Origin of the sequence: Mycobacterium montefiorense, assembly GCF_003112775.1 — a bacterium.
GTDB lineage: Bacteria > Actinomycetota > Actinomycetes > Mycobacteriales > Mycobacteriaceae > Mycobacterium > Mycobacterium montefiorense.
Genome location: NZ_BFCH01000002.1, coordinates 173145 through 186566, shown reverse-complemented (window position 1 = coordinate 186566; position 13422 = coordinate 173145). Strand labels below are relative to the sequence as shown.

Below are 13422 nucleotides of genomic sequence, written 5' to 3'. Positions count from 1 at the left end.
AGCATGCGATGGTGGCAACCACTTCTACCGGCAACGCTGCTGTCGGCTGGCCGGCACGCCTGTCCAAAGCCCGCTTGCATTTCGTCACCGGCAAAGGCGGTACGGGCAAATCGACGATCGCGGCCGCGCTGGCGCTGACCCTGGCGGCCGGGGGCCGCAAAGTCCTGCTCGTCGAAGTCGAGGGTCGCCAGGGAATTGCGCAACTCTTCGATGTTCCGCCGCTGCCCTACGAAGAGGTGAAGATCGCGACCGCCGAGCGAGGCGGCCAGGTCAATGCCCTCGCGATCGACATCGAGGCCGCGTTTCTGGAATACCTCGACATGTTCTACAACCTCGGCCTCGCCGGACGCGCGATGCGTCGCATCGGCGCAGTCGAATTCGCCACGACGATCGCGCCCGGTCTGCGCGACGTGCTACTCACCGGCAAGATCAAGGAGGCGGTGGTGCGCCTCGACAAGAACAAGCTCCCGGTTTACGACGCGATTGTCGTCGATTCTCCACCGACCGGCCGGATCTCACGCTTCCTGGACACCACGAAGGCAGTGTCCGACTTGGCCAAGGGTGGGCCGGTGCACTCGCAGGCCGACGGCGTGGTGAAGTTGCTGCACTCCGACCAGACGGCCATTCACCTGGTGACCCTGCTGGAAACACTGCCGGTGCAAGAGACACTGGAAGCTATTGAGGAACTTTCCGAGCTGCAGCTGCCGATCGGCAGTGTGATCGTGAACCGCAACATCCCGTCGTATCTGGAGCCCCGCGACTTGGCAAAGGCCGCCGAGGGCGACATCGACGCGGACGCGGTGCGCACCGATTTGAAGAAGGTCGGAATCGAACTCGCAGACAACGACTTTGCCGGCTTACTGACCGAAGCCATCCAGCACGCCATCCGCATCACCGCACGTGCCGAGACCGCACAACAGCTCGACGCGTTGAAGGTGCCGCGGCTGGAATTACCCGCCATCTCCGACGGAGTCGACCTCGGCAGCCTGTATGAGTTGTCGGAATCGCTTGCACAGCAGGGAGTTCGATGAGTACTGCACCGAAAGTCCTTGATATGGCGGAAATTCTGGCTGACCGAGCCAACCGCGTGGTGGTGTGCTGCGGCGCGGGCGGCGTGGGCAAGACGACCACCGCAGCAGCGATGGCATTGCGCGCAGCCGAATATGGCCGCACCGTATGCGTTTTGACAATCGACCCGGCCAAACGGCTCGCGCAGGCACTGGGCGTCAATGACCTCGGCAATACTCCGCAGCGGGTGCCGCTGGCTCCCGAAGTCTCTGGCGAACTGCACGCAATGATGCTCGACATGCGCCGCACCTTCGACGAAATGGTGATGCAATACTCCGGCCCGGAGCGGGCACAAGCACTGCTGAACAACCAGTTCTACCAAACCGTTGCCACCTCGCTTGCCGGCACGCAGGAGTACATGGCAATGGAGAAACTCGGCCAGCTACTTGGCGAGGACCGCTGGGACCTGGTGGTGGTGGACACTCCTCCGTCGCGCAATGCGCTGGATTTCCTAGATGCGCCCAAACGGCTGGGCAGCTTCATGGACAGCCGACTGTGGCGCCTACTACTCGCACCGGGCCGAGGAATCGGTCGATTGGTCACCGGCGCAATGGGTTTGGCGATGAAGGCGCTGTCTACCATTATGGGTTCGCAGCTGCTCAGTGACATAGGGACTTTCGTGCAATCGCTGGAAGCCACCTTCGGCGGCTGGCGCGAGAAGGCGGACCGCACGTACGCACTGCTGAAAAGACGGGGCACCCAGTTCGTCGTGGTGTCCGCGGCCGAACCCGACGCGTTGCGCGAGGCGTCCTTCTTCGTCGACCGGCTGTCGCAAGAGAGCATGCCGCTTGCGGGACTCATCTTGAACCGCACCCATCCACTGTTGTGCTCACTGCCAGTAGAGCGGGCTATCGACGGTATCGAGTCACTGAGGTCTGACGCGGACCCCGATGCCGCGTCGTTGGCCAGTGCCGTGCTCAAGATTCACGCGGACCGAGGCCAGACCGCTAAGCGGGAGGTCCGGCTGCTGTCCCGATTCACCGGGGCCAATCCGAATGTGCCAGTCGTGGGCGTTCCGTCGCTGCCGTTCGACGTATCGGATCTGGAAGCCCTGCGTGCGCTGGCCGATCAGATCACCGCGGTCGGCGATGATGCGGCCCGCGCTGCGGACCGCTGAGCACTCGCAAAACGGGAGCCTTTACGGCCTGTTCAACCGGTCGCTGAGCACCTGCCAAAAACTAGGTACGCTGGCGAGCACTGCGCACAAGCCCAGCTATGTCGGCGAATTGCTATCGCGCACAAGCCAGTTGGCGCTCGAGCGGCTATTGAGCATACGCTGAACCAAGCCAGCGCTGTAACAGAAATGTAATAGTGTGCTTCGGCCTAACAGTGCGCCTGGCTATGCCGGCACACCAGCGGTCGGAGAGTCAGCTGACGCCCCGGCTCCTGCGCTTGTCGAAGAAATCGGACCACGATACGACCTCGGGGTGCTGCTTGAGCAGTGCCCGGCGCTGCCGCTCGGTCATGCCGCCCCAGACGCCGAACTCAACCTTGTTGTCGAGCGCGTCTGCTCCGCATTCCTCCATCACAGGGCAGTGGCGGCAAATCACCGCTGCCTTACGCTGGGCGGCTCCCCGGACAAAGAGTTCGTCCGGGTCAGTGGTCTTACATAGAGCTCTGGACACCCAGGCAATTCGTTCTTCGGCGTCCACACTGTGCAGCACCCCCTGTGCTGCCGCAATGTTGGTTCGGCGTGCTGCCGGTCGTGTTCCTGACACGAGCTGTTCCCTTCCTCCCGGTCGCAATTTACGACCGCCCTCCTCGGGTGGCAGATCGTTGATGCGATCCACGCCACACTGTGCGGATCGGTGTTACCTGAATCTCACCGTCTGTATAAGTTAGGTGGTCAGAGGCCAATTGCGCAACAGTCTGATAACGCTTTTTTTGGGACGGGCGTGCCATCTTGTTATTGAGCGTAGGCGCAGCCATGGGATCGAGTACCCCTTTTCGGTGGCTGATATGTAACGCAATCGATAACTTCCCATCCCCATCGTCAGCAAAGCCGCTGGTCACGAGATCCTGATCCGCTGTGCGGATCGACGGAGCGTCGGACGAGAGGCGGGCGGTTACTGTAGTACGCATGTCAGACCGCCCGCCGGCAGCTCTCACTATTCTTAAGCTTGCTGGGTGCTGTTTGTTGGCCAGTGTGGTCGCTACGGCGCTGATGTTCCCAATGGCGGGCGGGTTGGGACTGATGTCGAACCGGGCTTCCGAAGTCGTCGCCAACGGCTCGGCCCAACTTCTCGAGGGGCAGGTGCCCGCGGTCTCGACGATGGTCGACGCGAAGGGCAACACCATTGCGTGGCTATATGAACAGCGCCGGTTCGAGGTGCCCACCGACAAGATCGCCAACACAATGAAGCTGGCGATCGTCTCGATCGAGGACAAACGATTCGCCGAGCACAACGGGGTGGACTGGAAAGGTACGCTGACCGGGCTGGCCGGCTACGCGTCCGGCGACGTCGGCACCCGAGGCGGCTCGACGATCGAGCAGCAGTACATCAAGAACTACCAACTCCTGGTCACCGCCAAGACCGATGCTGAAAAGCGCGCTGCCGTCGAAACCACCCCCGCACGCAAGCTGCGGGAGATCCGGATGGCGCTGACGCTCGACAAGACCTTCACCAAGCCGGAGATCCTGACCCGCTACCTCAACCTTGTCTCCTTTGGTAACGGCTCGTTCGGGGTGCAGGACGCCGCGCAGACCTACTTCGGTATCAACGCAGCCGATCTGAACTGGCAGCAGGCGGCGCTGCTGGCAGGCATGGTGCAGTCGACCAGCACACTCAACCCGTACACAAACCCCGACGGTGCGCTGGCCCGGCGAAATCTGGTCCTGGACACGATGATCGACAACCTGCCCCAGGAAACCGACGCATTGCGCGCCGCCAAGGCGACGCCGCTAGGGATATTGCCGCAACCCAACGAGCTTCCCCGGGGCTGCATCGCGGCCGGCGACCGCGCGTTCTTCTGCGATTACGTCCAGGAGTACCTGTCGCGCGCCGGGATCAGTAAGGATCAGGTAGCCCGGGGCGGCTACCTGATCCGCACCACCCTGGACCCGGACGTGCAGATCCCGGTCAAGACAGCCATCGACAGGTTCGCCAGTCCGACCCTACCCGGCATCTCGAGCGTGATGAGTGTGATCGGCCCGGGCAAGGAATCGCACAAGGTGATGGCGATGGCCAGCAACCGCACCTACGGACTCGACGTCGACGCCGGCCAGACCATGCGTCCGCAGCCGTTCTCGCTGGTGGGTGACGGCGCCGGGTCGGTGTTCAAGATCTTCACCACGGCCGCGGCCCTGGACATGGGTATGGGTATCAACGCCACCCTCGACGTGCCGCCGCGGTTCCAGTCCAAGGGGCTGGGTAGCGGAGGGGCCAAGGGCTGCCCCAAGGACACCTGGTGCGTCATCAACGCCGGTAACTACCGCGGGTCGATGAACGTGACCGAGGCGTTGGCCACCTCGCCCAACACCGCGTTCGCCAAGCTGATCTCACAGGTCGGGGTCACGCGCACGGTGGACATGGCGATCAAGCTCGGGCTGCGGTCCTACGCCGATCCCGGCACCGCCCGCGACTACAACCCCGACAGCAACGAGAGCCTGGCCGACTTCGTCAAGCGGCAGAACATCGGGTCGTTCACGCTCGGCCCGATCGAGGTGAACGCGCTCGAGCTGTCGAATGTCGCGGCCACGCTGGCGTCCGGCGGTGTGTGGTGCCCACCGAACCCAATCGACAAGCTGATCGACCGCAACGGAAATGACGTCGCGGTGACCACCGAGACCTGCGATCAGGTGGTGCCCGCAGGCCTGGCCAACACCCTGGCCAACGCGATGAGTAAAGACGCCACGGGCGGCGGTACCGCGGCCGGTTCGGCCGGCGCCGCGGGATGGGATCTACCGGTGTCGGGTAAGACGGGCACCACCGAGGCCCACCGCTCCTCCGGGTTTGTCGGGTTCACCAGTCACTACGCGGCGGCCAACTACATCTACGACGATTCCACCACGCCGACGGACCTGTGCTCGTCCCCACTGCGCCATTGCGGCGAGGGCGACCTGTACGGCGGTAACGAGCCCGCACGTACCTGGTTCACCGCGATGAAGCCGATCGCCCTGAGCTTCGGCGACGTCAAACTGCCGCCGACCGACCCCCGCTACGTCGAGGGGGCACCCGGCTCACGAGTGCCGAGCGTCGCCGGCATGGACGTGGACTCGGCGCGCTCGCGCCTCAAAGACGCGGGCTTCCAGGTCGCCGACCAAACCAACTCGGTCAACAGCAGCGCGAAGTTGGGCGAGGTGGTCGGGACGTCGCCCACCGGAAATACGATTCCCGGCTCGGTCGTCACCATTCAGGTCAGTAACGGGATCCCGCCGCCACCGCCTCCGCCGCCGGATGGTGCGCCGCTGCCGATCGGTTCGCAGGTCGTGGAGATTCCTGGGCTGCCGCCAATCACCATTCCGCTGCTGGCGCCGCCGCCGCCACCACCGCCCCCGTAGGCAACGCGAAGGCGCGACACGTGCTCGTGAGTCCGCGGCCGGCAGTAGGCTGCGTGCATGGCTGATGTTTTGCCCGCCCTGATCCGCACCGGCGCCGTCGCGGTCGGTTCGACCATCGCCGGCATCGGTTACGCCGCGGTCGTCGAGCGCAACGCCTTCGCCCTGCGCGAAATAACCATGCCGGTCTTATCGCCGGGTTCCACACCGCTGCGGGTACTGCATCTCAGCGATCTGCATATGATGCCCAACCAGCGTCGCAAGCAGGCCTGGCTGCGCGAGCTGGCCGGCTGGGAGCCCGACCTGGTCGTCAACACCGGCGATAACCTGGCCCACCCCAAAGCGGTGCCCGCGGTCGTGCAGGCGCTCGGGGATCTGCTGTCGCGCCCGGGTGTCTTCGTCTTCGGCAGCAATGACTACTTCGGGCCGCGCCTGAAGAACCCGTTGAACTACCTGACCAACCCGTCGCACCGGATAAAGGGCGAGCCGCTGCCCTGGCAGGATCTGCGGGCGGCGTTCACCGAGCGTGGCTGGCTCGACCTCACGCACACTCGCCGCGAGTTCGAGGTGGGCGGCCTGCACCTCGCCGCCGCGGGCGTAGACGACCCGCACATCGACCGCGACCGCTACGAGACGATCGCCGGTCCGGCCAGCCCCGCGGCGAACTTGCGACTGGGACTGGTCCACTCCCCCGAGCCGCGCGTGCTGGATCGCTTCGCCGCCGACGGCTACCAGCTGGTGATGGCCGGACACACGCACGGCGGCCAACTGTGTCTGCCGTTCTACGGCGCGCTGGTGACCAACTGCGGCCTGGACCGGACCCGGGCGAAGGGGCCGTCACGCTGGGGCGCCAACATGCAGTTGCACGTTTCGGCGGGCCTGGGCACCTCCCCGTTTGCGCCAGTCCGGTTCTGCTGCCGGCCCGAAGCGACCCTGCTGACGTTGATCGCCGCCCCGATGGGTGGCCGCGACTCCCGCAGCGACCTGGGCCGCACCCAGCCCGCGGCATCGTTGCGTTGAACGACAGGACCCAGATCGCGGTCCACAGCCACTCACGAAGCTGGGCGGACAACGCGATCAGATTGATCGAAGCCGATGCCCGGCGTAGCGCCGATACCCACCTGTTGCGCTACCCGCTGCCGGCGGCCTGGGGCACGGATGTCGACATCGCGCTGTATCTCAAGGACGAGTCGACGCACATCACCGGCAGCCTCAAGCACCGTCTGGCGCGGTCGTTGTTCCTCTATGCGCTGTGCAACGGCAGGATCGGCGAGGGCACCACGGTCGTCGAGGCGTCGTCGGGTTCGACGGCGATATCCGAGGCCTACTTCGCGTCCCTGCTGGGGCTGCCGTTCGTCGCCGTGGTCCCGGAGAGCACCAGCTCCTCCAAGGTGGAGCTAATCGAATCACAGGGCGGCCGTTGCCATTTCGTGCAGAACTCCAGCGAGGTGTACGCCGAGGCGCAGCGCGTCGCCCAAGACACCGGCGGCCACTACATGGACCAGTTCACCAACGCCGAGCGAGCCACCGACTGGCGCGGCAACAACAACATCGCGGAGTCGATCTTCGCGCAGATGCGCGACGAGGAGTACCCGATTCCGGAGTGGATCGTGGTGGGTGCGGGCACCGGCGGAACCAGCGCGACAATCGGCCGCTACATCCGTTACCGGCGGCACGCCACCGGGCTGTGCGTCGTCGACCCGGAGAACTCCGCGTTCTTTCCCGCCTACGCCGAACAGCGCTACGACCTGGTGATGAATGCATCGTCTCGCATCGAGGGGATCGGCCGGCCGCGGGTCGAACCGTCGTTTCTGCCCGACGTCGTCGACCGGATGGTCGCGGTGCCCGACGCGGCGTCGATCGCGGCCGCCCGCCATGTCAGCGCCGTACTGGGACGACGGGTGGGGCCGTCGACGGGCACCAATCTGTGGGGCGCTTTCGGCCTGCTCGCCGAGATGGTTGCCGCGGGCCGCAGCGGCTCGGTGGTCACGCTGATCGCCGACAGCGGCGACCGCTACGCCGACACCTATTTCAGTGACGATTGGGTCGGTGCTCAGGGACTCGAACTCACCGGTCCTGCCGAGGCGCTGGTCGACTTCGAGCGCAACTGCAGTTGGACGTAGCCCGCAGCCAGCGGTTTGGCGAGTCGATGGGCGGGTGCGATACGCTGTCGTGGCTTCAAGCGGGGTGTGGCGCAGCTTGGTAGCGCGCTTCGTTCGGGACGAAGAGGCCGTGGGTTCAAATCCCGCCACCCCGACCATGAAACAGGTTCTCGATGCGCGTTTTGAGAACGCCTAAGCAGTTTGCTCTTGCCTACCTGGTGCGTTTTCCCGCGCCAGGCTTGCCCGACTCAGATTGGTGCGGTGAGCGGATCACCAGCACGGCATCCACCGGCACGTCATCGAGCGCAGCGTAGGTGTGGGGCACGTCGCTGATCCAGTCGGCTGATGCGCCCGCGGCCAACTCCACCTCCTCACCGGCGCGCCCGACAGCCGCCCTACCCGAAGTCACCAGCAGGTGCTCGACGACATCGCGGCCGTGTGCGGAGGAACGATGCCGGGCACCGACGCCAAGCTGCAGACGGTAGATCTCAACGGTGCCGTGCTCACCGTCGGTGACATCAAGCAGGCTGATGGCGATCCCTTCTGCTGCGACGCGTGTTCCGCGGCGACCGTCAAGCAGTGTCGCTAGCGGCAGCCCCAGCGCGCCGGCGACCGCGTACAGCGTCCCCAGGGTTGGGCTGCGCGCGCCGTTCTCGATCTCCGATAGCGATCCCTTGCCGATGCCCGCCGCTGACGACAGCGCCGCGAGCGAAAACCCGCGGGCCTGGCGTTCAGCGCGCACCCGGGCGCCCACCACGACCGACACGTCATCCATGGTCTAACCGTAGCCAGAGTTCCATAAACAGAACACCCGCGCTACAGTTCTGTTTGTGGAACTCCGCCAGCCGATTCACGCAGGACTGAGCATCGCCCTGGTGGGCTACACGAGCGCGTTCGCCGTCGTTATAGCCGGCCTGCAAGCAGTGGGCGCCACACCCAAGCAGGCCACTTCGGGGCTGGCGGTGCTGTGCGTCACCATCGGGCTGGGCACGCTGTGGCTGAGCCTGCGGCATCGGATTCCGATCACGCTAGCCTGGTCGACGCCGGGCGCGGCAGTGCTGGTCAGCACCGGAGTGGTGCACGGCGGATGGCCGGCCGCCGTTGGAGCATTCCTGCTCACCGGAGCCCTGGTACTGCTGACCGGCGTCTGGCCGCGGATGGGTGCGTTGATCACCGCGATCCCGGCGCCGATCGCACAAGCGATGCTCGCCGGTGTCGTGCTGCAACTGTGCCTGACCCCGGTGCGCGGGCTGGCGTCACACCCCTGGCAGGTGACCCCAATCTTGTTGACCTGGCTGGTGTTCGCCAGGTTCGCGACACGATGGGCGGTGCCGGCGGCCTTCGTGGTCACGCTCACGGTGATTGGACTCACTCACCACGCCGGTCTATCGGGACCGGTTCTCCCACAACCGGTCTGGACGACGCCGCAACTAAACTGGGCCGCCGTCGTTGGCGTAACACTGCCTCTCTACATCGTCACGATGGCCGCCCAGAATGTTCCTGGTGTCGCGATCATGGGTTCCTACGGCTATCAGGTGCCCTGGCGGGAGTCGATGACGGTCACCGGGCTCGGCACGCTAGCCGGCGCCGCCTTCGGCGGGCACGCGATCAACCTGGCCGCTATCAGTGCGGCGGTTCCGGCATCCCCTGAAGCACACCGCGATCCGGCACGGCGGTGGCCGGCCGCGACGGCCTTCGGCGCCGGCTATCTCGTGCTGGCCGCGCTGACCACCGCGCTGACCACGCTCGTCGCCGGAGCACCCCCCGAGGTGATCGGCGCGGTCGCCGGCCTCGGGCTGCTCAGCACCCTGGGCTCGTCACTGGCAGTGGCCACGTCCGGCCCGGTCGATCTCGCTGGGCGTGCCCCGGCGGCGATCACATTTGTTGTCGCTGTATCAGGAGTGAGCCTGGCCGGCATCAGCGCTGCGTTTTGGGCGCTGGCGGCGGGCCTGGTAGTGCAGGCCGCGCTACGACCGACCCGGAACCTGAACGCGGAGAACACAAGCCCGCGACCTGCCGAAGCAGAGAATGCGGCGCTCGGCGTCAACGACTGACCAGGCGGCGTGGATCTGGCGCTGACAATTCCTCAGCGTTGCCTCAGCGACGAATCGATACGGTCTGGCGCTGTGAGTCAGTTAATCCATTCCATGGCCCTTCGCGCTCCTCGGGTGATGCTCAGCAAGGTTCCTGCGGTCACCGTTTGGTTCTGGATCATCAAGATCCTGTGCACGACCGTCGGCGAGAGCTTCGCCGACTGGATCAGTACGACTGTGGGCCTTGGCCTTAGCGTGACGGCGCTGATCTTTACCGTCGCCCTGGGCGTGGTCTTGAGCTTCCAGTTACTCCTCGACCGCTACCTGCCGATGGTGTACTGGCTGGCGGTCGTCGCGCTCAGCATCTGCGCCTCGGTAGCCGCGATCGCCGGGGTGTTCTGCCCGATCACATTGGTGGCCAACAGCCTGGCTAGCTGCGTGCGGTTGGTCACGATCTGCGGTGGGGGCACCGTGGCCGCAAACGCCGTCTCATAGGCCGCCGCTGCGGCCTCCGCCTTGCTCGCGGCTTGCTCGGCTCGCTCGGCGGCGGTGATCATCCACGCCACATACGGGGTTGCCGCAGTCGCCATCGCCGCCGAGGCCGGCCCCTGCCATTCCTCCTCGGTCAACGCCGAGAGCACAGTCCCATACGACAGCGCGGTCGACCGCAACTCCGCCGCCAACGAGCTCCACGCTGATGCAGCCACCAACAAAGATTCCGACCCCACCCCCGAATACATCCGCGCCGAATTGACCTCGGGAGGAAGCACCGCAAAGTCCAACGCCGCGGTCACCATCGACTCCGTTGCAGCCTGCGGCAACTGTGGTGGCACCTGTGGGCCCGCACGCTACGGATCCCGATTTCGTTGCTCACAGCGCCTGAACGTACAGATTTGTCGCTGAGTCAGCGCTGAGAGATTCTTGGAATCTGGCCTGTAGCAGAGGCTTTTGTGGTCGCTGGAGCATTCAGCGCCACCAGTACAAGCAATTTTGACGACCTCTGCTCAGTGGGGTTCCGAATCGCGATAAGAGGATCGTCATCACCTCGCCGGGCTTGACACCCCGCACTAGACTTGTCCCGCATAACATTGGCCGGGCCGATCACCGAGCAGCGGGAGATTCGCGAACGCGTGACCGATTTCCCAGATTCGCTACGAGACAGCGAATTCCCTTACCCCCCAACACTTTTAGAGATTGCACAACGGCGCCACGAGATCGACGTTTGGCAGGCGCTGCAGGTCGGCGGCTATCGATTCGCTAAGCCTGGCTTCATCATCAGCTTCCTGGTCTCCGCCGTATTGATGTTTCTCGCGCTGACACCTATCCCGCCGAACTGGCCATGGAACATCCCACTAGTCATCGGGGCTGTTTTCGGGGCGGTGACGATGGTGGTCTGTGGCCTTTTGTGGCTCGACACCCCAAAAGCTGCCCCCCGCCCGCAGCGTCTGGTGATCGTGCCGTTCTCACGAGCCGAAAACCTGCACCTGATGACCCGCCAGCCAGTCGAGCCGTATCGGGCGACCTGTGCCTGTCCGGGTTGCGGCGATCTATCCACCCATCTGGTTCGACAACCCGGGCAAGGCGAACCGCAATCGTCGACAGTCACCCGGCATTGCCGGGTATGCGGACGGGAATGGGCGCAGAGTTAGTCGGCGCGCGATGCCCGCAGCAGCTGGCACGGACGGTCAACGGGCCAGCTGCACAATGCCGCGCGGTTATCGAGAGGCTGCGCCGGTGACAAGGTTGGTGAGATCCGCAACCGTGGCCAGGCTGGCTTGCAGCGCACCTGGGTCGAGATGCGGTATCGCGAGTTCTGCAGCGATGCGGTCAGCGAACTGCATCGCCTGAACGGAGTCGAAACCTAAATCGTCACGGAGGTCGACTGTCGGATGCAGTGCGTCCTCTTGATGCCCGGTGATCTCGGCAAGCACTCGAATAATAGTGTGGTGGACACTCTCGAAAGCTACCTCGCTTTGCTTACTAACCGGCGCCGCGTGGCCCCTGGCATCGTTGCTACTACTGTGCGTCACCGCGTCGATGTCTTGGACGAACCGCGAATACGCGGTGGTTGCGGCGGATGTGAAGAAGCGCTCGTTGTCCGCGAACGCATAAGATGGAAGGCGACACACCGCGCGGTCGCTTTCCATATACATTGCAGGCCAATTGATTTCCATTCCAGACTGCCATAGCTGTGCGAGGACACCGGCAAGGTCTAGGCCGGTTGCCGCCTTTCCGGGGATTGGTGCCGCACGCACGCTATTCATCGCAACGTCAGTCGTTTTCAGCAGGCCGAGGAGGATTGCCTGTGGGCCGATTTCGATGAGATGGGTCGGCGCTTCTGCTTCAAGTGTCTTTGCGGCAGCATAAAAGTCCACCGCACACAGCAGCTGCTTTCGCCAGTACTCGCCAACCAACATATCCGGGCCGATTACCGTCCCGTCGACGGTTGAGATCATCTTTACACCGGTGCCAGTCTTTGGTTTCGGCGCCACTGCGGCCAATTCATCTGCAATGGGGGTCATGGCCGGTGAGTGAAACGCGTACGAGACGGGGAGCCGACGTGTGCGCACCCCACTTGTGTTCAGCCGATCCTCGATATCGTTGATCTGGTCGGTCGGGCCGGAAAAGACAACATTTGCCCGGCCGTTTATTGCCGCGAGCGAAACCGGACCACCGATGAATTTCATCGCGTCATCAGTTGGAATTTGAGCCGCTAGCATGGCCCCGCCCGCTGGTATCGAACTCATAAGTGCACCGCGCCGTACAACCAGCGCAGCCGCGTCGCCAGGGGAGATGATGCCCGCGGCCACACATGCTGCTATTTCACCGACGCTGTGGCCCAACACAATTTCAGGTCGCACTCCGTGGGCCGCAAAAGTCTGAGTCAGAGCGTACTGCACCGCGAACAGTGCGGGCTGTGCCACCGCGGTGTTGTCAAGGCTGCGCCCCTGGTGGTCTTCTCCACGGTCGATCGCCTGAACCACTGAACCGCCGAAGAAGGGGAACAGTAGCTTGTCTGCATCCTCGAGGGCACTTGCGAATCCCGGGTGGTCGTCGCGCAATGCCATTGCCATCGTCGGGTATTGCGATCCTTGGCCGGTGTATAAGAAACCGATGCGCGGATGCCTACTGCGCGATGAATTCCGGTCATGCTGAGCGAGAAGGCGTTTCGCTATCAAGGCTTTGCTTTGTAAATCGTCTCTTCCCCTTGCGACCAAAGCGATTCGCAACGAGCCCCCTGCTTTAACTTGATTGGTCGAGTAGCAGTAGCGAGGCCATTGTTCGCGGCCGCTGAAGTTCTGCACTAGAACATCTAGGTTGCGATCTACCGCCGCGGCATCGTTTCCCGAGACGGTCAGCACGCCGATCCCGCCCATCCGATCCGGCCGCATCGGGCTCCGTTGCCGCGGAACCGAGCCGACGACGACGTGGACGTTGGAGCCGCCCAATCCGAAACTGCTAACACCTCCGACCGCAGTACCTAGCGGGAGCTTCTCGGGAGTCAATGCCAGTTTCAGCCCGCGATCTGCCAGGGCGAGAGCTGGATTCTCGTCTTCGGAGGTAAGCGAAGGTGGAACTCGTCGATGGTGAATAGAAAGACACGCCTTGATAAATCCAGCGATGCCGGCAGCTCCCTCGGCGTGTCCGATGTTCCCCTTGACTGAACCAATAACCAGGGGGGGGCTGGTGGCCACGATCCCGGAATACCGCTCCTAGCGCT

10 protein-coding genes, 1 tRNA gene and 2 pseudogenes are annotated in these 13422 nt (G+C 64.2%); 9 read left to right on the top strand and 4 right to left on the bottom strand.

The annotated features are described in order from the left end of the window. Positions 1–8: 8 nt before the first annotated feature. The gene (locus DB708_RS01910) at positions 9–1031 is read left to right on the top strand and encodes an ArsA family ATPase (RefSeq protein WP_108920249.1); all 1023 of its coding nucleotides are present in this window, start codon (positions 9–11) and stop codon (positions 1029–1031) included. Then, the gene (locus DB708_RS01905; protein WP_108920248.1) at positions 1028–2185 is read left to right on the top strand and encodes an ArsA family ATPase; all 1158 of its coding nucleotides are present in this window, start codon (positions 1028–1030) and stop codon (positions 2183–2185) included. The genes DB708_RS01910 and DB708_RS01905 overlap by 4 nt, the downstream gene beginning before the upstream one ends. Positions 2186–2435: 250 nt before the next feature. Here the strand turns inward: DB708_RS01905 and DB708_RS01895 are convergent, their stop codons facing one another. Beyond that, positions 2436–2786 carry a WhiB family transcriptional regulator gene (locus tag DB708_RS01895; protein ID WP_108920246.1) on the bottom strand — a complete coding sequence of 117 codons (351 nt, stop codon included), beginning with the start codon at positions 2784–2786 and terminating at the stop codon, positions 2436–2438. A 362-nt stretch (positions 2787–3148) separates the two neighbouring features. On the opposite strand from DB708_RS01895, the gene ponA2 reads away from it, so the two are divergent. From ponA2 to DB708_RS01875, 4 genes are all read left to right on the top strand, one after another. Then, positions 3149–5569 carry a transglycosylase/D,D-transpeptidase PonA2 gene (ponA2, locus tag DB708_RS01890; RefSeq protein ID WP_108920245.1) on the top strand — a complete coding sequence of 807 codons (2421 nt, stop codon included), beginning with the start codon at positions 3149–3151 and terminating at the stop codon, positions 5567–5569. A gap of 57 nt (positions 5570–5626) precedes the next feature. Further along, positions 5627–6586, top strand: a complete 960-nt coding sequence (locus DB708_RS01885) for a metallophosphoesterase (RefSeq protein WP_108920244.1) — start codon at positions 5627–5629, stop codon at positions 6584–6586. Then, positions 6583–7689: an L-cysteine desulfhydrase Cds1 gene (gene cds1, locus DB708_RS01880; RefSeq protein ID WP_201263394.1), complete on the top strand. Its 1107-nt coding sequence runs from the start codon at positions 6583–6585 to the stop codon at positions 7687–7689. The genes DB708_RS01885 and cds1 overlap by 4 nt, the downstream gene beginning before the upstream one ends. Positions 7690–7749: 60 nt before the next feature. Further along, positions 7750–7826, top strand: a tRNA-Pro gene (locus DB708_RS01875). Positions 7827–7879: 53 nt separating this feature from the next. On the opposite strand, the gene DB708_RS01870 is transcribed toward DB708_RS01875, so the two are convergent. Next, positions 7880–8443: a helix-turn-helix domain-containing protein gene (locus tag DB708_RS01870; protein WP_108920243.1), complete on the bottom strand. Its 564-nt coding sequence runs from the start codon at positions 8441–8443 to the stop codon at positions 7880–7882. Between the two features lie 55 nt (positions 8444–8498). On the opposite strand from DB708_RS01870, the gene DB708_RS01865 reads away from it, so the two are divergent. After that, positions 8499–9722 carry a benzoate/H(+) symporter BenE family transporter gene (locus DB708_RS01865; protein ID WP_235616585.1) on the top strand — a complete coding sequence of 408 codons (1224 nt, stop codon included), beginning with the start codon at positions 8499–8501 and terminating at the stop codon, positions 9720–9722. 93 nt (positions 9723–9815) lie between these two features. Continuing rightward, positions 9816–9965, top strand: a pseudogene (locus tag DB708_RS28140) (hypothetical protein); the annotation flags it as partial. Positions 9966–10066: 101 nt separating this feature from the next. On the opposite strand, the pseudogene DB708_RS01855 reads toward DB708_RS28140, so the two are convergent. Next, positions 10067–10495: pseudogene (locus DB708_RS01855) on the bottom strand (PPE family protein); the annotation flags it as partial. A gap of 294 nt (positions 10496–10789) precedes the next feature. On the opposite strand from DB708_RS01855, the gene DB708_RS01850 reads away from it, so the two are divergent. Further along, on the top strand, positions 10790–11350 hold the full coding sequence (locus DB708_RS01850) for a hypothetical protein (protein ID WP_108920240.1): 561 nt from the start codon (positions 10790–10792) through the stop codon (positions 11348–11350). Between the two features lie 66 nt (positions 11351–11416). Here DB708_RS01850 and DB708_RS27495 read toward each other — a convergent pair whose 3' ends face one another. Continuing rightward, positions 11417–13396 (bottom strand): acyltransferase domain-containing protein, encoded by a 1980-nt coding sequence (locus DB708_RS27495; protein WP_261859507.1) that lies wholly within the window; start codon positions 13394–13396, stop codon positions 11417–11419. Positions 13397–13422 lie beyond the last annotated feature (26 nt).

Excerpts from the sequence above, each read along its gene's own strand:
- DB708_RS01910 (WP_108920249.1), top strand. The coding sequence starts at position 9 with ATGGTGGCAACCACTTCTACCGGCAACGCTGCTGTCGGCTGGCCGGCA.
- DB708_RS01905 (WP_108920248.1), top strand. The coding sequence starts at position 1,028 with ATGAGTACTGCACCGAAAGTCCTTGATATGGCGGAAATTCTGGCTGAC.
- ponA2 (WP_108920245.1), top strand. The coding sequence starts at position 3,149 with ATGTCAGACCGCCCGCCGGCAGCTCTCACTATTCTTAAGCTTGCTGGG.
- DB708_RS01885 (WP_108920244.1), top strand. The coding sequence starts at position 5,627 with ATGGCTGATGTTTTGCCCGCCCTGATCCGCACCGGCGCCGTCGCGGTC.
- DB708_RS01870 (WP_108920243.1), bottom strand. The coding sequence starts at position 8,443 with ATGGATGACGTGTCGGTCGTGGTGGGCGCCCGGGTGCGCGCTGAACGC.